This window comes from Pedobacter soli, from assembly GCF_900101435.1.
Lineage (GTDB): Bacteria > Bacteroidota > Bacteroidia > Sphingobacteriales > Sphingobacteriaceae > Pedobacter > Pedobacter soli.
On the sequence record NZ_FMZH01000002.1, the window covers coordinates 135559 to 158221 of the forward strand.

Here is a 22663-nt window from a genome sequence, read left to right on the forward strand (position 1 = left end):
TTTTGCCCATTGCAAGGAAAAAGGAGCCGAAGAATTACTGTTTTTGCCCAATAAACCTGATAGCAGCGGACATCCCGATTCATCGGGATAAAGCGGATAGCAGGACTGCATATAAATAGAACTACTGAAACTGATTTTCAGAAATAAACAGGAATCGGTGAAATCACATGATCTTTGTAATGAATCCGAAGGAAATAATAAATGAACCACAAATGAAAAAAATTGCCATTATCGGTAGCGGAAACATTGGCCTTTCTTTAGCCAAAGGATTGGTTAAAGCCAATTATACTACTACTAAAAACATCACCCTAACCCGGCGAAACACGGCCAACCTCTATAAATTTGCGCAGGAACGCTACAAAGTTACAGCCAATAATGCTGAAGCGGCTGCAGAAGCCGATGTAATTATTTTAGCGGTATTACCACAACAGCTGAATTTGGTTTTGGATGAAATCCAACCCGCCATTAATCCTGCTAAACATTTGGTAATTTCCGTAATCTCGGGCGTAAGCTGTGCCGCGGTTCGCGAAAAATTGGATAGTGATGTTCAGATAATCAGGGCAATGCCCAATACCGCCATTGCTATAGGCCAATCGATGACCTGTATTGCGAGCGACAATGCTTCGCCGCAAAATATGGAAGATGTTACCCGCATGTTTGAGACTGTAGGTTCGGTGGTTAAAATCAACGAAGATCTAATGACCTCGGCTACTGCGCTTTGCGCCTGTGGTATTGCTTTCTTTTTAAGGGGGATCAGAGCTGCATCGCAAGGTGGTGTAGAAATTGGTTTCCATGCAGATGAAGCTTTGAAAATGGCTGTACAAACTGCAAAAGGTGCGGCCGATTTACTTTTATTACACGGAACACACCCGGAATCAGAAATAGATAAGGTAACTTCGCCCAAAGGTTGCACCATTGCCGGCTTAAATGAAATGGAACACAATGGTTTTAGCTCGTCGCTAATAAAAGGTATTAAACTTTCGGCCCTAAAAGCTGGGAATTTGTACACTAAAGAGAGTTAAAAGCTTAAAGACCAAAGCTAAAAGCAGTGGTGCAATGTCTTGATACTTTTACAACAAAATAAAATGGGTGTCAGGAATTAAGTATCAAGATTAACCGATACTCGATACTTAATACTTGATACCAGATAAAGAGTACTTGATACTATGTTACTAGAAAATATACAAAAAGAAAGCCTGGACTTATTGAGGCAATTGATCCGCATCCAGTCTTTTAGTAAAGAAGAAGACAGGACCGCAAATTTAATTGCTCAGTTTCTAGAAGAGAGAGGGATTAAGACCCAGCGTAAAATGAATAATGTTTGGGCTTATAACAAACATTTTGATGCCAATAAGCCAACCTTATTGCTAAACTCCCACCATGATACAGTTAAGCCAAATTCTGGTTATACCCGCGATCCGTACGATGCGGCAATTGAGGGCGATAAATTATTTGGTTTGGGCAGTAACGATGCGGGAGGGTGCCTGGTTTCGTTAATCGGAACATTTTTGTACTATTACGAGCAGGAAAATTTAAAATATAACATTTGCTTGGCAGCCACAGCCGAGGAGGAAATTTCGGGGAATAACGGTTTAGAGCTGGTATTGCCGGATTTAGGTGAGCTCGAATTTGGTATTGTGGGCGAACCAACTGAAATGAATTTAGCAATTGCTGAGCGTGGTTTGTTGGTGTTAGATTGTGTATCGCACGGTAAAGCCGGACATGCTGCCCGCGAAGAAGGCGAGAATGCCATTTACAAGGCGTTGAAAGATATAGAATGGTTCAGAAACTACCAGTTCCCTAAGGTATCAGAAGTTTTTGGCCCCTTGAAAATGACGGTTACAATAATCAATGCAGGTTCGCAGCATAATGTGGTGCCGGCCAATTGTACTTTTACTGTTGATGTACGCGTAACAGATGCTTATACCAACGAAGAGGTATTGGAAATTATCCGTGCAAACGTGGATTGTGATGTTACGCCGCGCTCTATCCGTTTAAAACCATCATCTATTGATAAAAATCATCCGGTTGTGCAGGCAGGTGTAGCCCTGGGCAAAACAACTTATGGCTCGCCGACTACCTCAGATCAGGCTTTGCTGGATATTCCTTCAGTAAAAGTTGGTCCGGGTTTTTCTGGCCGTTCGCACATGGCTGATGAGTTTTTGTATGTACGTGAGGTTGCTGAAGGGGTTGCAGGATATGTTAATATGTTAAAGCCGGTTGTAGTAGGATAGCTAAAATAAATTCCTTTAAATAATGTTTATCTTTGGGATATGAACACCTATGCTAATTTTATCGAGATTAATGCCGATAAACGATTCGGCCGGCCATGTATAATTGGAACCAGAATTGCAGTTTATGATGTTTTAAACTGGTTTGCGAACGGCATGACCCTGGAACAGATTTTGGAAGATTTTGATGAATTGACCGAAGCACAGGTATTAGCTTGTTTGGCATATGCTGCCGATCGGGAACATAAAATAAGGGTGGCCTAGTGAAATTACTATTTGATCAGAATATTTCTTTCCGGATTATTAAGCTTATTCAGCAGGCTTTCCCACAGAGTGAGCAAATCAGGAAATTAAATCTGGAGAATAAATCAGATAAGGAGATCTGGGCATTTGCTGGTCAAAATGGTTTTACAGTGGTTACTTTTGATGCCGATTTTTATGAATTTTCTAATTTATATGGGCATCCACCGAAAATAATCTGGCTCAGAACGGGCAACAATACAACCCTCTCGGTATCACAGATACTTTTAGCAAAAAAAGAATTAATAGCAGAATTTATAAAGCAGGAAGAATTCTCTTGTTTAGAAATTCAATAAAATGCTTAGTGTGCTTCGCGAAAAGCTTGGTGCCCTTTGCGGTTAAATAAATTGAAATGAAGATTTGGCAAAAAAATATTGATGTAAATCAGTTTGTAGAAAATTTTACTGTAGGTAAAGACCGTGAACTGGATCTGCAAATGGCAAAATTTGATGTGCTGGGCTCACTGGCTCACACCGAAATGTTGGAAACCATTAATTTGCTTACTGCCGATGAGTTAAAAACTGTTCAGCAGGAACTTAAAAATATTTACGCCGAAATTGAGGCCGGTAATTTTACCATCGAAGATACGGTTGAAGATGTACACTCGCAGGTAGAGTGGTTGCTAACCCAACGCATCGGCGAAGCAGGTAAGAAAATCCACAGTGGCCGTTCGCGTAATGACCAGGTTCTGGTTGATTTAAAACTGTTTTTCCGTGCCTGCATCGAAGATATGGTTAACCAGACTTCTACTTTGTTTAACCAGTTGATAACGCTGAGCAATACCCATAAAGATAAACTATTACCAGGTTATACGCATTTGCAAATTGCGATGCCTTCATCGTTTGGTTTGTGGTTTGGTGCTTATGCAGAAAGCCTTGCCGATGATATGGAACTGATGCTGGCCGCCTGGAAAATTACCAATAAAAATCCATTGGGTTCTGCCGCAGGTTATGGCTCATCATTCCCTTTGAACAGAACTTTAACCACTAAACTATTGGGGTTTGAAAGCTTAAACTATAATGTGGTTTATGCGCAAATGGGGCGTGGTAAAACAGAAAGAATTTTGGCACAGGCCATGAGTGCTGTTGCAGCTACTCTAGCTAAAATGGCCATGGATGTTTGCCTTTTCATTAACCAGAATTTCGGCTTTATCAGTTTCCCTCCCGAACTGACTACAGGTTCGAGCATTATGCCGCATAAAAAGAATCCTGATGTTTTTGAGTTGATCCGTTCGCGTTGTAACAAGATTCAGGCTTTGCCAAATGAAATTGCCATGATGATTACCAATTTACCTTCTGGCTATCACCGCGATCTACAGCTGCTAAAGGAAAATCTTTTCCCGGCAATTACGTCGCTTAATGAATGCCTGGAAATTGCCACCTTTATGTTCCAGAACATTACCATAAAGGATGATATTTTGAAGGATAAAAAGTACGATTACCTGTTTAGTGTTGAAGTGGTTAATGAACTGGCCCTACAAGGTGTTCCGTTTAGAGAAGCTTATAAAATAGTTGGTGAGCAGATTGAAAGTGGTACTTTTGCACCATCGAACCAGATACACCATACCCACGAAGGCAGTATAGGTAATCTTTGCAACGAGCAGATTGAAGCATCAATGAAGGCTGTATTAGCACAGTTTGGTTTCGAAAAAGTGAATAATGCAATAGCAGATTTGGTTAAATAAATTTTGCTAAATTTGTAATTATGACAACTTTAACAATAGAAATTAAGGATAAGGATGCAGGTTTTGTAAAAGAATTCCTTAGCAAAATTGGTGCAAAAGTTAAATCAGAACCAACAAGTCAGATAACCGCTGAAATTGCGCAGGCCTTAAAAGAGATTAAGGAAATGCAACAAGGAAAACGGAAACCACTAACTTTAAAAGATATTTAATGGCGAATGAGGTTATTTATTCATCCGTTTTTATCAAAAAAGCCAAAATCTATAAAAAGAAGTATCTCTCTTTAGTCGAAGACCTTTATGAGCTCGAGGAAAAGCTCCTGAAAGATCCACATCAAGGAAATGATTTGGGAGCAGGTCTATATAAAATCAGACTGGCCATAAAAAGCAAAGGAAAAGGTAAAAGCGGTGGATTTAGAATAATCACTTATTTAGTCTCTAATATACCTGAGGGTACAATTATCAATATGTTAACACTTTATGATAAATCGGAAGAAAGCAGCATTGATAAAAAGGAACTTCAAAAATTAATAAAAGCATTATAAATTTGCTGATATCAGCATTGCAACATACAACTACATGAAAGTTTCAGTAATAGCCAATTCATTAATTGGCTCAGAAATTATAAAAATTGGTAACGAAGTTAATGAAATGAAGCGCAAAGGCGCATCGATTGCTAACCTTACTATTGGCGATTTCGATTCGAATATTTACCCAATTCCTGCTGAGTTAAAAGCTGGAATTGTGGAAGCTTATAATGCCAATCAAACCAATTATCCGCCTGCTGATGGTGTTTTGCCTTTACGTGAAACCGTTTCAGAATTGTTAAAAGACAGATTTGGTCTGGAATACAATACCAACAGTATTTTGGTTTCGGGAGGTTCGCGTCCGTTAATTTATGCTACCTTTCTGGCGCTAATTGATCCGGGCGATACCGTAGTGTTTCCCGCTCCATCATGGAACAATAACCACTATTGTCATTTAACATCAGCAAATGCTATTGCAGTTGAAACCGATGCAGCGCATAATTTTATGCCTACTGCGGCACAGTTAAAACCGCATTTAAAAGGTGCAACTTTACTGGCACTGTGCTCGCCACTAAATCCTACCGGTACCATGTTCGATGCCGATGCTTTGGCTGAGATTTGTGATGCTGTTTTGGAAGAAAATGCAACCAGAGGAGCAGATGAAAAACCACTTTACCTGATGTACGATCAGATTTACTCGCTTTTAACTTTTGATAAAGTGCATGTAAATCCGGTTTCGTTACGTCCGGCTATGCGCGAGTTTACCATTTTTGTAGATGGTAGCTCTAAATGTTTAGCTGCAACAGGTGTACGCGTAGGCTGGGGATTTGGTCCGGAAGATATTATTAACCGGATGAAAGCACTTGTTGGACACATGGGTGCCTGGGCGCCAAAAGCAGAGCAGGTTGCCATGTCAAACTATTTTAACGACAAGCCGCAGGTTGATGCATTCTTAACCAGCTTTAAGGCTCAGATACAAGATAGCTTAAACGCGCTTTATAATGGCTTTAATGCATTAAAGGCCGAAGGCTTTAATGTTGATGCCGTAGAGCCAATGGGAGCCATTTACCTAACCATTAAAATTGATTATATCGGAAGAACAACCGAAGACGGTCAGCTTTTAAAAGATAGTGCCGATGTTAACTTCTATTTAATTAAAGAAGCGGGAGCTGCTTTGGTGCCATTCTCGGCATTCGGAAACGAACACAGCATGCCATGGTTCAGGGCTTCGGTAGGTGCTTGTACCTTACAGGATATTAAAGACATGTTACCGAGAATTAAAACAGCTTTAAGTAAGTTGAAATAGATCCTCATTCATAACATGTAAACCCCTCTTCAATTTGTTTTGTAGAGGGGTTTGTTTTTTAATTAAGCAATTCTTTTAGGAGTACGTTGTATTGAATAATCTGTAAATTTGTATATTAGTTTAAAATCACATTGGATATGGAAACTTACGTGGTACATCCCGATAAAGTGCAGGAGAAAGCATTAAAGGCATTTCTTGAAGCGTTAGAAGTTCCTTACGAAATAAAAAAAACAACGACTTACCTCAGCACGTCATATCAGGGATTAAAAAAGGGCAGGATGATATTAAGGAGGGTAAAGGCATCTCTTTAGCAGAATTTAAAGAAAGAATTTCTGGGATGTAATGGAATTGCCGATAGTCATATCAGAAACAGCACTAAAAACTTTCGAGTCAATCTGTGCTCAAATACATGAAAGACTAGGATCAAAAGCATTAAAAGATTTTAAAAAGAATACGATTAAAACCTTAGACTTAATAAGTCATTCTCCTTTCATTTATAAAGAAACTGAATTTGATCCTAACATACGTCAGGGATTAATTAAAAAGATCTCCTCTGTATTTTATGAAATTAAACCAGATCGGATAGAAGTCCTGTTCTTTTGGGCCAATAGACAGGAACCCATGTTTTTCTCATAATAAATTAATGAGAAAGACCTCCCGGGTTTTTTAAAACCCACGAGGTCTTCTATTCCAGGCTCCAGGCTCCAGACTGAGGACTTTGGACTCAAGACTCCAAACTAATCCTCCCTGCTCCCATCATCAGCCATTCTTACCATTTTAGGTTCGAATTTAGCCACCACATCAACCAGTTCTGTTTGTGCAGCCATTACTTTATGGATGTCTTTATAAGCCATCGGCGCTTCGTCTATACCCGCACCAATTAAGGTTACGTTATGGTCTTTCAAAATTGCTTTCATGTCCGATTTGGTGATCGATTGAATGGCTTTCGTCCTGCTCATTTGTCTACCCGCGCCATGCGATGCCGAATTGATTGCGCTGGTTTCACCTTTCCCTCTAACCAGAAATCCTGGAGCGGTCATACTTCCCGGGATAATCCCCATTACGCCCTTACCGGCCGGAGTAGCGCCTTTACGGTGAACAATCACTTCCTCACCGTTAATAAGCTCCTTCCAGGCAAAATTATGATGGTTTTCTACCTTGGCTAAAACTTTTGCACCAATGGCTTTGGTTAACCTTTTATGAATTACCTCGTGACAGGCCGAAGCATAATCGCCAGCTAAGTTCATGGCAATCCAGTACTCTTGCCCTTCGGCCGTGTTAAGGTCTAAGTAGGCGAGGTTTGCGGCCTCTTTAGGTAATTTACAGATCTCTTTCGCCAGTTTGGTATAATGACCGGCAATAGTAGCACCTAAACCACGCGAACCGGAATGGGTTAGCAAGGCTACATAACGACCTTTATCGATATTTAGAACTTCATCGCGTTCGGCAAAATCAATAATCCCCCATTCTACAAAGTGGTTACCACCGCCTGATGTACCCAATTGAGCCCAGGCTTTTCCATGCAGGTTTTTAAGGAAAGTAGTTGAGTTAAAAGCTTCGTTATCCAACACCTCGTGCTCGGCTCTTTCCAAACCCCTAAACTCTCTGCCTGCTCCAAATTTGGTAAAGGCAATCAACTCGCGTTTGTACATGGCATCTTTACCGAAATAATGCTTTTCAGGAATGTCGAAAATACTCAACGCCATTCGGCAACCAATATCAACGCCTACACCGTAAGGTATAATTGCATTTTTGGTGGCCAGTACACCGCCAATAGGCAAGCCATAGCCTTGGTGGGCATCGGGCATTAAAGCCCCTGCTACCGATACGGGTAGTTTCATGGCAATATCCATTTGGTTTCTGGCACCTTCTTCAATGTAATCAGGGCCAAATACCGCGTAGGGTTTGGCATGGCTTACCAGTTCAATGATTTCATCTTTTGGAGCATTGGCTTCTTCAATCATGGCCGTGGCCAGCGGATGTAAAACTGGATCATCCAAAAAACTTTCGGGATAATCTTTTACTTTTTTAAATAAGGCCAGCAATTCTTTTTCTTCAATATCCGCAAAGTTTGTTTTCAAAATATCCAATGCTAAGCCTAATATTTTTCCTTCAGTATAACCTGTTTCAAGCAGGTTATTTCCTGTTATGTTGTTTTTCATTTTTGTTTTTTTTAATCGGCATAAAGCGCTGTTCGCATCTCAACAAGTAAAGACTCAACTAAAGCAGTATCTGGCTTATCCATGAGCTTGCTTTTGGTTGTTTCTTGTTCAATTTGTTCCATCAGAGCCTCAGCCATTTTTAATACCTCTTCGTAATCAAGTTCTCCTCTTTTAATCATGAGTAACTCATCCCGATTTTGTCGTTTTACATTTAATTTTCCATCCCGTACAATCTCAAGTGCTACTTGTAATAGCCTGATGGTATGCATCATGTTTTTCGAATCATAATCTTTACCATGATTCTTATTTAAACTGTAGCGTTCCTCGTTCCGTTTTTCTACCCATTCCCAATATTCACTATGCTCCTTGCAGTACGAGGAATAACTATCCTTATTGAAGAATAAATACGCAATTCCCGTTTCCCCAGCGGGGATGGCAGATACTGAAACTTCATTGGCATTTGTTTTATTTGCTATGCCTTTATAGGGAATGTTTTTTTCATTGTTATAAAATAATGCATAAAGATCTTTGGTGTGCGAAATTTTTGATAGCCCACAGTTTTCCTGTAGGATATTCCTTTTTTTTAGCCATGCTTTAACTTTAACTGCTGAATAATTTCCTGTTATATAACAAAAATCAAGTACTGTTTTTCGAGCTTTTGGCATTGGATTCAAAATCTTTTTATTTAAACCTTTTGCCTTTCTGATCTGGGTTAAAGCATAACCACCAAAAGTATCTTTACACAATTTGGACAAGAACATCGCAATGTTTAATTTCTCCATTACGGGATGCTTATATAAAATGCAGTCTTCAGGTGTTGCTAAAATCTCAACAATGTTCGGATTATTCTTGATTAACAATTCTACAAAGCGGCCAATTTCATAATAAACCTCATCATTACTCTCATTGCTGATTTGTGGGATATACTTAAAGCCAAAGAACATGCTTTTAGGCATGTAATAAATACCCTTTATATCTGTATCAGATTCCGGAGTATTTAAGCCATAAGCCTTACTGCCACTTAAACATTCAAATAACAAGAGATTTCTATCTTTTAAATCTTTAATTGTCATAACTCTTTATCGTTTTTCTAAAGAAAATATCCAGGGCTTCCCCGCTAAAACTTTCTTTTGGCAAGTCTTTAGCGGCTGCACTACATTTTTCAAATTCATGATCGATGTATGTGCTTAACTGAGGAACTATTTTTATCAGAAATCCTTCATTAGAAGTTGATTTGAGTAAAATAAGTTCGCGAACAATCTCCAGTAAATTTTCAGGCATTAAGGTAATTAACGGTTCAATCGTCATTGGCGCAATAGTGTTTTTTTCTAAGCACCATTTTGCTGAAAGTAGTGATCTGAGCACATAAAAAAGCTTTTTATTTTGATTTCTCCTGCATTTGTACCAGTTTCTAATGCACCAAGCGCAATACCCAGGTAATGGTTAACATTTGTTTTTCTATAAAAGTACTGCTGGCACAATTTCCACAAGTCCTCTTTGAAATGATCGTGCTCCATATAAATTATGGGTGACTGTAACCATTCAAACGGAGTTGTATTTGATTTTCTGATCAGTTTGAGCACTTTCCTTATATCCCAGCCATTGATATCAAGTTCATTATTAATTGGGAAATCAAGATGATCCGGGCTATCAGAAACCGATAAATAATCATCCAAAGGGCGTTTATAAATAAACCTTACATCATAATCGCTATCTGGTGACGGGAATTGCCAACCTCTACTTCCAGACTCACAGGCAAATAATATTTTGATGTTGTGTGCGCATTCTATTTCGCCAAGTTTCCTTATTATCTCGGTTTTCATTTTTCTCTAATTAATCCCCGGCAGGTAACATTCACCATGCCAGGGGGCTTCTAAATTTAATCATTTTAATTAATGAGGCTACAAGCACAAAATGTATCAAACTTTTTGGACGAAGTAACATTTAGCAACGGCACTCATTTTTTTGCGAGAGCGTAATCATTTAAGAGCAATACTGGCAAGTGTATATTTACTAGCAGGATTCGAACCTGCACTATATTCAACCCTCGAAGTAACACTTGACAACGGCATCTTAATTTTTTAATGAACAGAAGCAAAAAGCAACAAAAGTTTACGGGGCATGTCGTTGCCGGAGTCGAACCGGATAATCTTGCTGGCTTTACAACTTCATTATTCCTCCCCTCAATTGCGACGAAGTAACTTTTATTTACGGCATTCTGTTTTTATTATAGATAAGGCAATAGGTGATAAAAGACATTTCCCCATGTTCTAAAACTTAAACTATTCTGCGTTGGCAGAAGCTGGAATTGAACCAGCATCCTGGGCTTGAATCGAAGTAACTTTTATCTACGGCACTTATTTGGTATTTTAATTAAAGCAAGGTAAATGACAAAAAGAGACTATTTTTCCTGCTCTACCAGCTGAGCTACCCATTTACATGGGGCAGGGCTCGAACCTGCGACACGGGCATTAAGAGTGCGAAGTAACTCTTCTTTACGACACTTGCTTGTTTTCTGTTTTTTATTTTTTTTCTATAATTAGGCAAGGTTAAAGGCAAAAGAGACTGTTTTCCTGCTCTACCATTGAGCTATTCTGTTTAAAGAAGTAGGATTCGAACCTACAACCAGGGCGACCTGAATGCGAAGTAACTCTTTTTAACGACACTTGCTTTTCTATAAATGTTTTTTAATATCCCACAGTCATTTTACTGTGGGATGGGTTTATATTTCAATTCGACTTATTTTCTCGAGCGCAGAAACTGCATCTTCCATTCCTGAAAGGATATCAAAAATTTTATCAGACCAACCAGCCAACAAATACACATCATTTTGTCTAACATCTACCGGTTGGTTACTGTAGCCAGCTAAATCGAACAAATACAATTTGGCATTTGGTGCGATTTCTTTGTATCTAGACCACGAGTTTGCAAAAGTGCTGTTGGTGTTATTGTTATTCCACATTTGCGTATCGGTAAATATCATCACCTTATCAGTAACCTTTCTTTGTCTTATTAAGTCATCGATTACCAGATATCCATTTGTAGCATAGCCAACTTCACCTTCACGTCTGTAATATTCCATCACATTGGCTAAAACATTTTGTTTAGGCATATTGATTACTTTATAAGTATCGCCAAACATACCAGTGGTTACATTTTTGCATTGCGACTGAAGTAACATGGCTAACATTAAGCCTATATCGTACAACAACACAGTACTTCTTGCTGAAACTGGTTTTTGCATTGATCCCGAAACATCGCAGGCAATTACAATTGAAGTATCAAATCCAAAGCCTTTTATGTTCTTTGCGCTACACATTACTGCATTTTCCAGGGCATCTAACATGGCTGACGTAAAGCTCGATTTAATTGATTTTAACTCTCTGTATGCAGACAAAAATCTGAACGGAAGTTGTCTCGAATTTAAAACCGCTTTTTCATTAGCCAGGTAATCGCAAACCAGCTCAATGTGCTTAGCCGAAACATTAGCTTCTAAAATATTACGCAGGTTTCTTAGCATAGCCATGTAGCCGATCTTTTTGCTTTCTATCATCTCCTCCCATTTTCTGGTTACTGCTAATGCTCTGGCAGCTTCATTTGCAAATCTGTTTTTACCTAAAGCAGAAAGTTCAGTTTCCCAGGTGTATGGCGTATCCAGGCTATCAGATGCGATCTTGTTAAAAATAGCTTGCTGAGCAGCATTTTTAGCTTTAGGGTGTACCAGAAACAAAGCATCCTTTAATTTTACCGCTGCATTTCTATTGTATTTGGCAAATTGGTACTCATCAAAATTGTTAAAAGCTCCTATCAAACCTTTTTGTATTTGTTTTGAAAGCTTATTCAGCTTTTTGATTTCAGTTCGCTCGTTTGCAATTTGATAGTAAGCCAACATTTCAGTGATCTCATCTGCACGTAAAACAACTCTGTTAACAGTTCTACTCACAAGTGAGTTACCTGATGTTTTTTTGGCCAGCTCTACCGATAAAACCATTGGTATGGATCTTAAATTCATTTCCGTTCTGGCGTAAATAGCCAGCCTGGCAATAAATTCAGGGCTACATTTTTCAATTAAAGCTTTGAGCCTTTCTAATCTGGTATTTCCAGCTTCGTAAAACGAATCGTTCAATCCTGTAGTAACAACTGCAGTATACAATTCCATTTCAGGACTCATCACGAATGCTTTTGCATCTTCATGATTTTTTGTTAGCTGTCTGTTTTTGTTAAAAAAATTGAATTTCATAATAATTGAATTAAGTTTTTAAATCTTTTTTGTCTGTGTAAATCTCTTTACCGTTCTGACATTACAAAGATGCCACCAGCCCTACGCGAAGGAATTGCGCAGTTGGAAATATTTTGCAGTTTTTTAATTAACCTGTTGATTTTTAGTTTAATAAAATTTAATTTATGATTGAATTTGTGTTTTTGGTACGCAATTGCGCAATTGTATTGCGTAGTTGTATGAAACTTAGTTATCTTTAACAGAGACTTAAATGCCAGATTTTTAACTTCGACCATAAAACCCACAAAATGGCCATCAATAAATTAGCCCTCATTCGCTACAAAACCATCGACGATTGTTTGAGAAATCGTTTCCGTAAATGGACGCTCGATGATATTATAGAAAAGGTTGCCGAAACGCTTTACGAGCTGGAAGGTATAACCAGCGGAGTAAGTAAGCGTACCATACAGGCCGACATTCAGTTGATGCGAAGCGATAAATTGGGTTACAATGCGCCTATTGTGGTAAAAGACAAGCGATTTTATGCCTATGAGGATACCGGTTTTAGCATTACAAAAGCACCGATTAATCATGCCGATGTAGATAAAATGAAAGAAATTGTTGGCGTGCTAAAGCAGTTTAATGCTTTCAATTATTTCGACGAGATGAGCGATATGATTGCCCGTTTAGAAAACAATCTTTATAAATCGACCAAACAGAGTGGCAATAACATTCAGTTAGAAAGCAATAAGCTGGTGAAGGGGATCGAATGTATTCCGCCACTTTACCAGGCTGTTTTGAATAAACGATCCTTGTTGATTGAATATAAATCCTTCAAGGCAAAACAGGCTCAACAGGGCATTTATTTTCCCTACCTGCTAAAAGAATACCGTAACCGCTGGTTTTTGATCTGTAAGGCTAAAAAACGACCAGGAATTCTCAATTTAGCACTTGACCGGATTGTTGAATTTCAGGAATTGCCCAATGAAGAATTTTTAGCCTATGAAGGGGTCGATTTCGACCGTTATTATGATGATTTGATTGGGGTGACCAAAAACCAAAGAGACAGGGCGCAAAAAGTTATATTGGAGTTTACCAACGATCATGCACCCTATGTAATTACCAAACCTTTGCATACTTCGCAGGTAATATTGAACAAAAATGATAAAACTACCGTTTTCAGAATAGATGTTGTACTGAATTATGAGCTGGAACGCGAGATTTTGGGTTTTGGAGAATGTGTTAGAGTGCGTTCGCCAAAATTGCTGATCTGGAAAATAAAAAAACGTTTGCAGCAAACTTATGAGCAGTATGAAACCATCCAAAAGGAAAATGATACTGTTGAAAATACCACAACTTAGTTAAACGTTTTAGTAATTGGATTCTTATTTGTATTTTAAAGGCTCAATAATCAATTATGAGCAGAACCAAATATATCTTATCCATCCTTATTGCTTGTTCGTTAAACACTTTTGCGCAGCAAGCTACCCCGCAATGGCGGCCCAGTTACCATTTTACAGCGCCAGCCAACTGGCTTAACGATCCTAACGGATTGATTTACCTAAATGGTGAATACCATTTGTATTACCAGTATAATCCTTTCGAAAATAAATGGGGGCATATGAGCTGGGGCCATGCGAAAAGTAAAGACCTGGTAAATTGGGAACACCTGCCAGTTGCCATCCCCGAGAAGATCACCAAAGATACCACAACCATGATTTTCTCTGGCTCGGCGGTTTTAGATAAACAAAACGCAAGTGGTTTAGGCAAAGGGAAAGCACCAATTCTGGCTTTTTATACGGCCGATTTACCTAAACAGCATAACGAATCGCAGTATATGGCCTATAGCAACGATGGTGGCTTAACTTTTACCAATTATGCGAAAAACCCCATCATTGATTTAAACAAAAAGGATTTCCGCGATCCGAATGTGTGGTGGCATGAGGCTTCGAAACAATGGATTATGACCGTTGCGATGGTGGATGAACATCAGGCACGGTTTTACGGTTCGAAAAACCTTAAAGACTGGACCATGCTGAGTGATTTTGGTAAGCAAGGCAACCAGGGCAGTGGCTGGGAATGCCCTTTTATGATTCCACTTGCAGTTGATGGAAATAAGAATAACACCAAATGGGTGCTCATGATTTCGCTGTTTGGGCCAAAAGGTCCAACCATGCAATATTTTGTAGGCGATTTTGATGGCAAAACTTTTAAAAATGACAACGATGGCCAATTAACCTTGCTGGTAGATGATGGTGACTCATTTTATGCGGCCATTCCCTGGAACAGTGCGCCAAATGATAAACGCATCCTTTTAGGTTGGTTACAGCCGGGAGGTAAAGAAACTTTTCCATGGAAAGGGCAGATGTCTATTCCAAGGGATTTAGCTTTGAAAACTACTCCTGATGGCGTGAGGTTGTTTCAGCAGCCTAGTTCGGTTGTTGCAGGTAATCTTAAAAAACTGGCTCAAAACCGGGTAATTTCCAAACAAAACCTGGCTGTTAATGGCGAATTGAAACTGGATGACATTACCAATGCAAACTGGATTGAAGCAGAATTTGATTTGAATGGTGCTAAAAATGCAGGCTTTAAGCTGGCACAATTAAAAGATGGACAAGGTAAAGTGATTAAGGAAATTGAAGTAGGCTACCAGGCTGATAAAAATGAGCTTTATGTTGATTGCTCGCGCTCAGAAAAAGGCATTAAAAACGATAAGAACATCGTGCAAACTGCTAAAATAAATCCTGTTGGTGGTAAAGTAAAAATTCAGATCCTGATTGATAAATCATCGCTTGAAGTTTTTGGCAATGGTGGTGAAAAGGTGATTTCTACCATGATTTTTCCGGACGAAAAGGCAACGGGGATTACCGCATTCTCGAAAGATGGTAAAAGTACTTTGAGCAGTTTAAAGATTTGGGATTTGAGTAAGAAATAACAACAATAATAGTTTGTCACGTTGAGCCTGTCGAAACGCCTCACACAATTTTAAGGTAGGCCCTTCGACAGGCTCAGGGTGACAATTCTATATATATTAAAAAATGATGTGTCCCGGACCTCTGACTCCAGACTAGCTTTTAAACTCGCTTGTTTTATGGAAATCGATATCAGGATAATCCTGTTTGGTTAAATTAATCATGTACTCACTATCGGCCAGGTAAACCGGGTTAGCCTCTTTATCAAAGCCAATGTGCTGTTGCTTGCGTTTTACAAACTCATCCAGTTTCTTTTTATCCTCTGAAGTTACCCAGCTTGAACGGGTATAACTTAGCGTACGGAAACGGCATTTTGCCCCATACTCGTGTTCTAAACGGAAGTTAATTACTTCGAACTGAAGCTCACCCACTGCACCAATTACTTTCCGGTTTCCGGGCTGCATCACAAATAATTGCGCCACCCCTTCATCGGTTAATTGCTCAATTCCTTTTTCCAACTGTTTGGTACGCATAGGGTCCATGTTTTCTACCTCTTTAAAAATAGAAGGAGAGAAACTAGGGATGCCTTTAAACTGCAGTTTTTCACCTTCGGTTAAAGTATCGCCGATTTTAAAGTTACCGCTATCGTACAAACCAACCACATCACCTGGCCAGGCTTCTTCAACAATACTTTTCTCGTTGGCCATAAAATCCATCGGGTTAGAGAATTTCAGTTTCTTATCCTGACGGGTATGATAATAAAATTTATTTCGTTCAAATTTACCAGAGCAAATTCTCAAAAAAGCAATCCGGTCGCGGTGTTTAGGATCTAAGTTGGCGTGAATTTTAAATACAAAACCGCTAAAGTTTTTTTCTTCTACCAAAACATCTCTTTCTTCGGCCTCGCGATGTTTCGGGCTTGGGGCAATTTCAATAAAGGTATCCAGCAATTCCTTGATTCCGAAATTGTTAATGGCACTTCCAAAAAATACAGGAGCCAGCAAGCCTTCGGTATATAAATCCTTATCTACTTTGCCGTAAATTCCATCAACCAGCTCCACATCGTCATTTAAAGTCTTAATTTCCGATGCTTTAAGGTAATCTAAAAGTGAAGGGTCGTTCAGATCATTTGCAGCAACTACCGAATCGGTTACTTTGGTTTTATCAGAATTGAATAAATTTAAGTGTTTGTTATAGATGCTGTAAACTCCTTTAAAGGTATGTCCCTGACCAATTGGCCACGAAAGCGGGCATAAGCTAATGTTTAGCTTTTCTTCAATTTCATCTAGTAGATCATAAGCTTCTTTACCTTCGCGGTCCATTTTGTTGATGAAGATAATTACAGGCGTGTTGCGCATGCGGCAAACCGACATGAGTTTTTCGGTCTGTTCCTCTACACCTTTTACACAGTCGACCACCAAAATTACGCTATCCACAGCCGATAAAGTACGGTAAGTATCTTCGGCGAAATCTTTGTGACCCGGTGTATCCAGAATATTGATGCGTTTACCGCTGTATTCGAAACCCATTACCGAAGTTGCAACCGAGATACCACGCTGCTTTTCAATCTCCATAAAATCGGAGGTATTGCTCTGGTTTGCCTTATTTCTTTTTACTGCACCGGCCGTGTTGATGGCACCACCAAACAGCAGAAATTTTTCTGTCAGTGTGGTTTTACCCGCATCGGGGTGACTTATAATGGCAAAGGTTTTACGTTTTTCTATTTCAGGGTTAAGCATAATAAAAAGGAAATTATAAGATAGGTGGAAGCTTTAAAGAAATCTTGCTAACAGAAGAATTTTAGATTTTTGCTCCATGAGGCTGCAAAGATACGAAAAACTGGCTAATTGTTTAATAACTATTACCTTGGGTTTAAACCCAAGGCAATAGTTCGAAGATAAAAACGAAATAATCCAAAATTTTTATAAATCATCCCTATTTTTGTGCTAAAATGTTTAGCTTTATTTATCCCGCCTGTTTAGCAAACTAAAATTTTATTGCAGATGCCTACATTAGAAGAAACTTCTATGCCCGCAGAAATTGCGGCTAAATTTGTGAATTACACCTCTAAACACGTTTTCTTAACAGGAAAAGCGGGGACTGGTAAAACTACTTTTTTGCGGAAACTGATTCAGCTTACGCATAAGAAGGCAATGATTTGTGCGCCGACGGGTATAGCCGCTATTAACGCAGCAGGGGTTACCATTCATTCTCTTTTTCAGCTGCCATTTGGTGCTTTTTTTCCAGATGCAGCGGGGAACATCATTAATCAGAATATCACCTTTAACTTTAATACACCTCGTACATTGGCTAAGCATTTAAATATGCAGGGCAATAAAAGACGCCTGATTCAGGAGCTGGAACTGTTGGTGATTGATGAGGTGAGTATGCTGCGGGCAGATATGCTGGATGCGATTGATTTCGCACTGCGCTACATCAGGAGGAATAAAAATGTGCCTTTTGGAGGTGTTCAGCTATTATTTATCGGCGATTTACATCAGTTACCACCTGTAGTTAAAAATGACGAATGGCGGGTAATGGCCGGATTTTACAAGAGTATTTATTTCTTCGATGCCCTGGCGCTGCAAAATAATCCGCCGGTATATATCGAACTGGATAAAATTTACCGACAGGATGATTCGGTTTTTATCGATTTGCTGAATAACCTGCGGAACAACCAGATTACCGCACAGGATACCGCGTTATTACAACAACATTTTATTCAGGATTTTAAACCTGCAGCAACAGAGAATTACATTACCCTAACCACGCATAACAATAAAGCTGATGCCATAAACCGTGACCGCTTAACACAGCTGACCAGCAAATCTTACTTTTTTGAGGCAAAGGTTACCGGCGAATTTAACGAGCATGCTTATCCCAACGATAAAAGTTTAGAACTTAAGGTTGGTGCACAAATTATGTTTATTAAAAACGATATGACTGCCGAAAAACGCTATTACAATGGTAAAATAGGGGTAGTGCACCATATTGAAAAAGGAGTGATAGAAATTGAGTTGCCTGAAGATAGAACAGTGATACAGATTTCGCCTTACACCTGGGAGAATGTAAAATATAAACTCAACGAAGCCACAAATGAAATTGAAGAAAATGTGGCGGGTTCTTTTGTACAATATCCAATTAAGCTGGCCTGGGCCATTACGGTGCATAAAAGTCAGGGTTTAACTTTTGATAAAGCGATTATCGATATTGGTGACGCTTTTGCCCCGGGACAGGCTTATGTTGCGCTTTCGCGCCTACGCTCACTTAAAGGCCTGGTATTAACTTCACATCTGCGTGAAAGTGGTTTGCAACAAGATCAAAATATCCATTATTTCTCTAAAACGAAACAACCAGCCGAAGTGCTCGATCAGCAGATCAGTGCCGAGAGTTATGATTTTATCAGGACGTATTTACTATCTGCCTTCGACCTGAACATGGCGCGCTATTATTTTAAGGAACACATGCAAACTTTTGATAAGAGCGAAGCTAAATCGACTAAGCAGCGCTACGACGAATGGACGATGGATTTGTATAAAGATTTCCAGAAAATTACAGCAACGGCTGATACTTTTATCAACCAGCTTAAAAATCTGTTTGCCCAACAAACCGAACATACTTTGTTCAATGTATCCAAGCGGGTGCAGGCAGCGGTAAAATATTTCAGCCCTTTGATTAAGGAGGTATCGGATAAATTTTTAACACAGATAGAGGCCATAAAAGAAGAAAAACAGGTTAAAACCTACCTGACCGAATTGCTTGAACTGGAAATTGTGATTTATGAACAGTTGAAGAAAATTCACAAAAGTAAGGCACTGCTGGAAGCGATTATAGACGGTAAAGAGTTCAGTAAAGCCGATACCGAGGCACTTTTAAATGTAGTTGAAAGGGAAGCACAGTTGAAAAAGGCTATCACCCTTAAAGGAATGGCGCTAAAAGTAAGAACTGCAACAGAGAAGAAAAAGAAAGAGCCGAAGCCTGATACCAAACTGCTGAGTTTTGAATTGTATGAACAGGGCAAAACATTAACTGAAATTGCAAAGGAACGCGGTTTATCGTTAGGTACCATTGAAGGCCATTTGGCTTACTATGTTTCTACCCAGCAACTGGATGTAAACAAACTGGTTAAACCCAATAAAATCAGGAATATTACAGATGCTGTGGAAAGCCAGAAAACGAAATCAATGGCTACAATCAGGGAGTTTCTGGGCAAGGATTACTCTTTCGGCGAGATAAAAATGGTGCTGGCATCGCTGTTTCCAACAGAAGAGTAAGATGCTTTTACCCACAAAAGAGCAATTTTTACCACAGAGAAAAAGAGGCTAACACAGAGCACGCAGAGCTTTATGAAAGAAGATTTATTAACGAGAACCATTATTGGGCTGGCAATTGATGTTCATACTGCCCTTGGTCCAGGTTTGCTCGAAAATGCTTATAAAGAATGCCTGTTCTATAAAATTGATCAAGCAGGTTTTCAGGTTGAGAAAGAAAAAATTATGCCTTTAGTTTTTGAAGATGTAAAACTGGATTGTGGTTACCGCATAGATATTTTGGTGGAGAATAAGCTTGTTTTGGAGTTGAAAAGTATAGAAGCCCTCAGTGATGTTCACCTTGCACAAACATTAACGTACATGAAACTTGGAGGTTACAGATTTGGGCTATTAATGAATTTTAATGTGCTAAGATTAAAAGATGGAATTAGACGAATAGTAAATGGATACTAGTACTCTTTCTCTCTGTGAAAGTTCAATGTGCTCTGTGGTTAAAATTTAGGCAAATTGATGCATAATCGTATGAATGCTTTTTGTATCAAATTCTTTTTGCACTGAATTATCACAAAAATAATCTGTTTTCTCTGTGCGAACTCAATGCACTCTGTGGTTAAAGAACTTAAATAATTCTGTTTTTTCATTGTAAAACTTTGAGCCTTTTGTGGTTAAACTTTAAAAATAATTATATTAGCATCTGTGGAGAAAGTTAAAGTTTTAGCGCAATACATGCCTGCCGAGGCCGCCCCGCTAATTGCCAAGTGGATAGATTATTTTCAATGTGAATTTAAGATCGCTAAAACCCGTTCCACTAAACTTGGAGATTACCGCCATCCTTTTCGCGATAAAGGTCATCGCATTTCAGTTAATTTTAATCTCAACCATTACGCTTTTCTGGTAACCACGGTGCACGAATTTGCACATTTGTTAACCTGGAATGATTTTAAGAATAAGGTAAAGCCACATGGGACCGAATGGAAAAAAAACTTTCAACGTATGATGGTGCCCTTTTTTGATATGAATATCTTTCCCGATGATATTCATAAAGCGATAGATAACTACATGTCGAACCCTGCTGCTTCGAGCTGTTCAGATTTACATTTATCACGTGCCTTAAAAAAATACGATGCTGATACAACCGGTACCTTGCATGTGGAGCAATTGCCTGTAAATGCCAACTTCAAAATCAAGGATGGCCGCCGTTTTACCAAAGGCGAGCGCATCAGAAAACGTTACCGCTGTGTGTGCTTAGATGATAAACGGGTTTACTTGTTTAATCCGCTTGCAGAGGTGTTTTTGTTAGAATAATTTATTATTAGCGTCCTGCTGAACTTGTTTCAACATCTCTTTAAGTTTTTTACTTAACTTTTCACTACAGATCAGCGTATTTGATGATATTAAATCAACCTAAACTCATCACCATCAAACAAACCTTTATCGCTTAGTTTCAGGTGTGGAATAACCAAAAGCGCCATAAAAGAAAGCGTCATAAAAGGAGCGAGGAGGGTTGAACCCAAATCTTTTGCAAATCGATCGATAGTAGTATAACACGTGGCAACCTCGTAACCATTGTGGTTACTCATTAAGCCAGCCACAGGCAGCGGCAGCACTTCTTCTTTTCCATTGCCTAAAGCGACAACACCACCGGTTTCCTTTATCACCAGGTTTACCGCTTCGCAAATACTTTTATCATCAACACCCACTGCAATGATATTGTGACTATCATGCGCAACACTTGATGCAATCGCTCCCTGTTTTAAGCCAAAGTTTTTAACAAAGGAAATAGCTATTGGAGCATCTTGATAGCGGTTAACCACCACCATTTTAAGTATGTCGTTCGCTACATCGCTTATGATATTGCCATTTTCAATCTTGGGCTTTGCCTGTATTTTATTGGTAATGAGCTGACCATCCAAGGCTTCAATAACGGGGATTTCTTGCTGATTGGTGTATTCCAATATAAAATCTGCTTCTTTTTTGGGGCTGCAATCAAAATGGTTAATCGATTCTTTACCGGCCACATGATTGATCCAATTACCTACCATTTTGCCGTTTTCTGCTAATAAAAGCCCATTGATATAGGTTTGTTTTACCTTAAAATTAACAAGATCTTCCACCACAATAAAATCGGCATCATCGTTTACCTGTAAAGCACCAACTTCCAGTTTATAGTGTAATATAGGATTAATGCATGCTGCTCTTAGTACTTTAAAAACGTCGATTCCCTTAGCTACGGCCCTCGCGCAAACTTCGTTAACGTGGCTTTCTACTAAACTATCAGGGTGTTTATCATCACTGCAAAACATCATCATTTTGGGCCAGTCGTGAAGTAAATGAATTAAAGCCTCGAAGTTTTTGGCTGCACTGCCTTCGCGGATCAATATTTTCATGCCACGTTGCAGTTTATCCAGCGCTTCTTCTGCAGTAAAACATTCGTGGTCAGTAGAAATACCCGCGTCGATATATTTTTGAGCCGCATCGCCACGTAAGCCTGGTGCGTGCCCGTCAACAGGTTTACCGAGCTGGTGGGCAGCTGCAATCTTTTTTAAAACTTCTTCATCTTTGTATAGCACCCCTGGGAAGTTCATCATTTCACTGAGGTATTTAATTTCAGGACGTTCTAACAGAGCTTTAACATCATCGTGGTTTAAGGCTGCACCAGCGGTTTCGAAAACAGTAGCCGGAACGCAGCTTGGTGCCCCGAAATTGAATTTAAAGGGTACAGTATTTCCGTTTTCGATCATAAACTCAACACCTTCCATACCACAAACATTGGCAATTTCGTGCGGATCGCTGATGGTGGCCACCGTACCATGCACTACAGCCAGCCGGGCAAATTCGCTCGGAATTAGCATACTGCTTTCGATGTGTACATGACTATCGATAAAACCCGGAGTAATGAAAGGGCTGCCTGGGCGTTCTTCTGAAATTTTGGTAATCGATTTTATTTTTCCGGTTTCAACCGTTATTTCGCCGAAAAAAATATTTCGTTTTAAAATATTGACGATGTTTCCTTCGACTTTGAATGTGCCCATTTCTTTATGTTTAACTAATTAAT

The 22663-nt window shown here is 39.2% G+C and carries 19 protein-coding genes, 1 tRNA gene and 1 pseudogene; 14 read left to right on the top strand and 7 right to left on the bottom strand.

Going from position 1 to position 22663, the window contains the following annotated elements; genetic code table 11:
* Positions 1 to 212 precede the first annotated feature (212 nt).
* From proC to BLR37_RS25250, 9 genes are all read left to right on the top strand, one after another.
* Positions 213 to 1022 (top strand): pyrroline-5-carboxylate reductase, encoded by an 810-nt coding sequence (proC, locus tag BLR37_RS04535; RefSeq protein WP_090765185.1) that lies wholly within the window; start codon positions 213 to 215, stop codon positions 1020 to 1022.
* 144 nt (positions 1023 to 1166) lie between these two features.
* Positions 1167 to 2234, top strand: coding sequence for a M20 family metallo-hydrolase (locus BLR37_RS04540; RefSeq protein WP_090765188.1), 1068 nt, complete (start codon positions 1167 to 1169; stop codon positions 2232 to 2234).
* 39 nt (positions 2235 to 2273) lie between these two features.
* Positions 2274 to 2495, top strand: a complete 222-nt coding sequence (locus BLR37_RS04545) for a DUF433 domain-containing protein (RefSeq protein ID WP_090765191.1) — start codon at positions 2274 to 2276, stop codon at positions 2493 to 2495.
* The gene (locus tag BLR37_RS04550; RefSeq protein ID WP_090765194.1) at positions 2495 to 2827 is read left to right on the top strand and encodes a DUF5615 family PIN-like protein; all 333 of its coding nucleotides are present in this window, start codon (positions 2495 to 2497) and stop codon (positions 2825 to 2827) included. Before BLR37_RS04545 ends, BLR37_RS04550 begins: the two co-directional genes overlap by 1 nt.
* A 56-nt stretch (positions 2828 to 2883) precedes the next feature.
* On the top strand, positions 2884 to 4215 hold the full coding sequence (argH, locus tag BLR37_RS04555) for an argininosuccinate lyase (protein ID WP_090765197.1): 1332 nt from the start codon (positions 2884 to 2886) through the stop codon (positions 4213 to 4215).
* Positions 4216 to 4235: 20 nt separating this feature from the next.
* A complete protein-coding gene (locus BLR37_RS04560; protein ID WP_090765200.1) occupies positions 4236 to 4424 on the top strand; it encodes a hypothetical protein in 189 nt (62 codons plus the stop codon).
* Positions 4424 to 4756 (top strand): type II toxin-antitoxin system RelE/ParE family toxin, encoded by a 333-nt coding sequence (locus BLR37_RS04565; RefSeq protein WP_090765202.1) that lies wholly within the window; start codon positions 4424 to 4426, stop codon positions 4754 to 4756. Before BLR37_RS04560 ends, BLR37_RS04565 begins: the two co-directional genes overlap by 1 nt.
* Positions 4757 to 4790: 34 nt before the next feature.
* Positions 4791 to 6044, top strand: coding sequence for a pyridoxal phosphate-dependent aminotransferase (locus BLR37_RS04570; RefSeq protein WP_090765206.1), 1254 nt, complete (start codon positions 4791 to 4793; stop codon positions 6042 to 6044).
* A gap of 137 nt (positions 6045 to 6181) precedes the next feature.
* A complete protein-coding gene (locus tag BLR37_RS25250) occupies positions 6182 to 6355 on the top strand; it encodes a hypothetical protein (protein ID WP_167356550.1) in 174 nt (57 codons plus the stop codon).
* A gap of 426 nt (positions 6356 to 6781) precedes the next feature.
* On the opposite strand, the gene BLR37_RS04580 is transcribed toward BLR37_RS25250, so the two are convergent.
* The 5 genes and pseudogenes from BLR37_RS04580 to BLR37_RS04595 form a co-directional block, all read right to left on the bottom strand.
* A complete protein-coding gene (locus tag BLR37_RS04580) occupies positions 6782 to 8206 on the bottom strand; it encodes an RtcB family protein (protein ID WP_090765212.1) in 1425 nt (474 codons plus the stop codon).
* Between the two features lie 11 nt (positions 8207 to 8217).
* Positions 8218 to 9279, bottom strand: a complete 1062-nt coding sequence (locus tag BLR37_RS04585) for a DNA polymerase beta superfamily protein (protein WP_090765215.1) — start codon at positions 9277 to 9279, stop codon at positions 8218 to 8220.
* Positions 9269 to 10029 (bottom strand): annotated as a pseudogene (locus BLR37_RS04590) (nucleotidyltransferase domain-containing protein). Before BLR37_RS04590 ends, BLR37_RS04585 begins: the two are co-directional and overlap by 11 nt.
* A gap of 470 nt (positions 10030 to 10499) precedes the next feature.
* Positions 10500 to 10639: transfer RNA gene (locus tag BLR37_RS25255), tRNA-OTHER, on the bottom strand.
* Between the two features lie 289 nt (positions 10640 to 10928).
* Positions 10929 to 12446: a TROVE domain-containing protein gene (locus tag BLR37_RS04595; RefSeq protein ID WP_090765218.1), complete on the bottom strand. Its 1518-nt coding sequence runs from the start codon at positions 12444 to 12446 to the stop codon at positions 10929 to 10931.
* A 287-nt stretch (positions 12447 to 12733) separates the two neighbouring features.
* Here BLR37_RS04595 and BLR37_RS04605 point away from each other — a divergent pair, with 287 nt between their 5' ends.
* A complete protein-coding gene (locus BLR37_RS04605) occupies positions 12734 to 13786 on the top strand; it encodes a helix-turn-helix transcriptional regulator (RefSeq protein WP_090765223.1) in 1053 nt (350 codons plus the stop codon).
* A gap of 56 nt (positions 13787 to 13842) precedes the next feature.
* Complete coding sequence (locus BLR37_RS04610; protein ID WP_090765226.1) at positions 13843 to 15360, top strand: glycoside hydrolase family 32 protein; 1518 nt, start codon at positions 13843 to 13845, stop codon at positions 15358 to 15360.
* A 132-nt stretch (positions 15361 to 15492) separates the two neighbouring features.
* Here BLR37_RS04610 and BLR37_RS04615 read toward each other — a convergent pair whose 3' ends face one another.
* Complete coding sequence (locus tag BLR37_RS04615; RefSeq protein ID WP_039480555.1) at positions 15493 to 17076, bottom strand: peptide chain release factor 3; 1584 nt, start codon at positions 17074 to 17076, stop codon at positions 15493 to 15495.
* Positions 17077 to 17340: 264 nt separating this feature from the next.
* On the opposite strand from BLR37_RS04615, the gene BLR37_RS04620 reads away from it, so the two are divergent.
* The 3 genes from BLR37_RS04620 (at position 17341) to BLR37_RS04630 (ending at position 20913) form a co-directional block, all read left to right on the top strand.
* Positions 17341 to 19611 carry a helix-turn-helix domain-containing protein gene (locus BLR37_RS04620; RefSeq protein WP_090765229.1) on the top strand — a complete coding sequence of 757 codons (2271 nt, stop codon included), beginning with the start codon at positions 17341 to 17343 and terminating at the stop codon, positions 19609 to 19611.
* Positions 19612 to 19683: 72 nt separating this feature from the next.
* Positions 19684 to 20061, top strand: coding sequence for a GxxExxY protein (locus BLR37_RS04625; protein WP_090765232.1), 378 nt, complete (start codon positions 19684 to 19686; stop codon positions 20059 to 20061).
* Positions 20062 to 20304: 243 nt separating this feature from the next.
* The gene (locus tag BLR37_RS04630; RefSeq protein ID WP_208599600.1) at positions 20305 to 20913 is read left to right on the top strand and encodes a SprT-like domain-containing protein; all 609 of its coding nucleotides are present in this window, start codon (positions 20305 to 20307) and stop codon (positions 20911 to 20913) included.
* Positions 20914 to 21002: 89 nt separating this feature from the next.
* Here BLR37_RS04630 and ade read toward each other — a convergent pair whose 3' ends face one another.
* Positions 21003 to 22640, bottom strand: a complete 1638-nt coding sequence (ade, locus tag BLR37_RS04635; RefSeq protein WP_090765235.1) for an adenine deaminase — start codon at positions 22638 to 22640, stop codon at positions 21003 to 21005.
* Between the last annotated feature and the right edge of the window lie 23 nt (positions 22641 to 22663).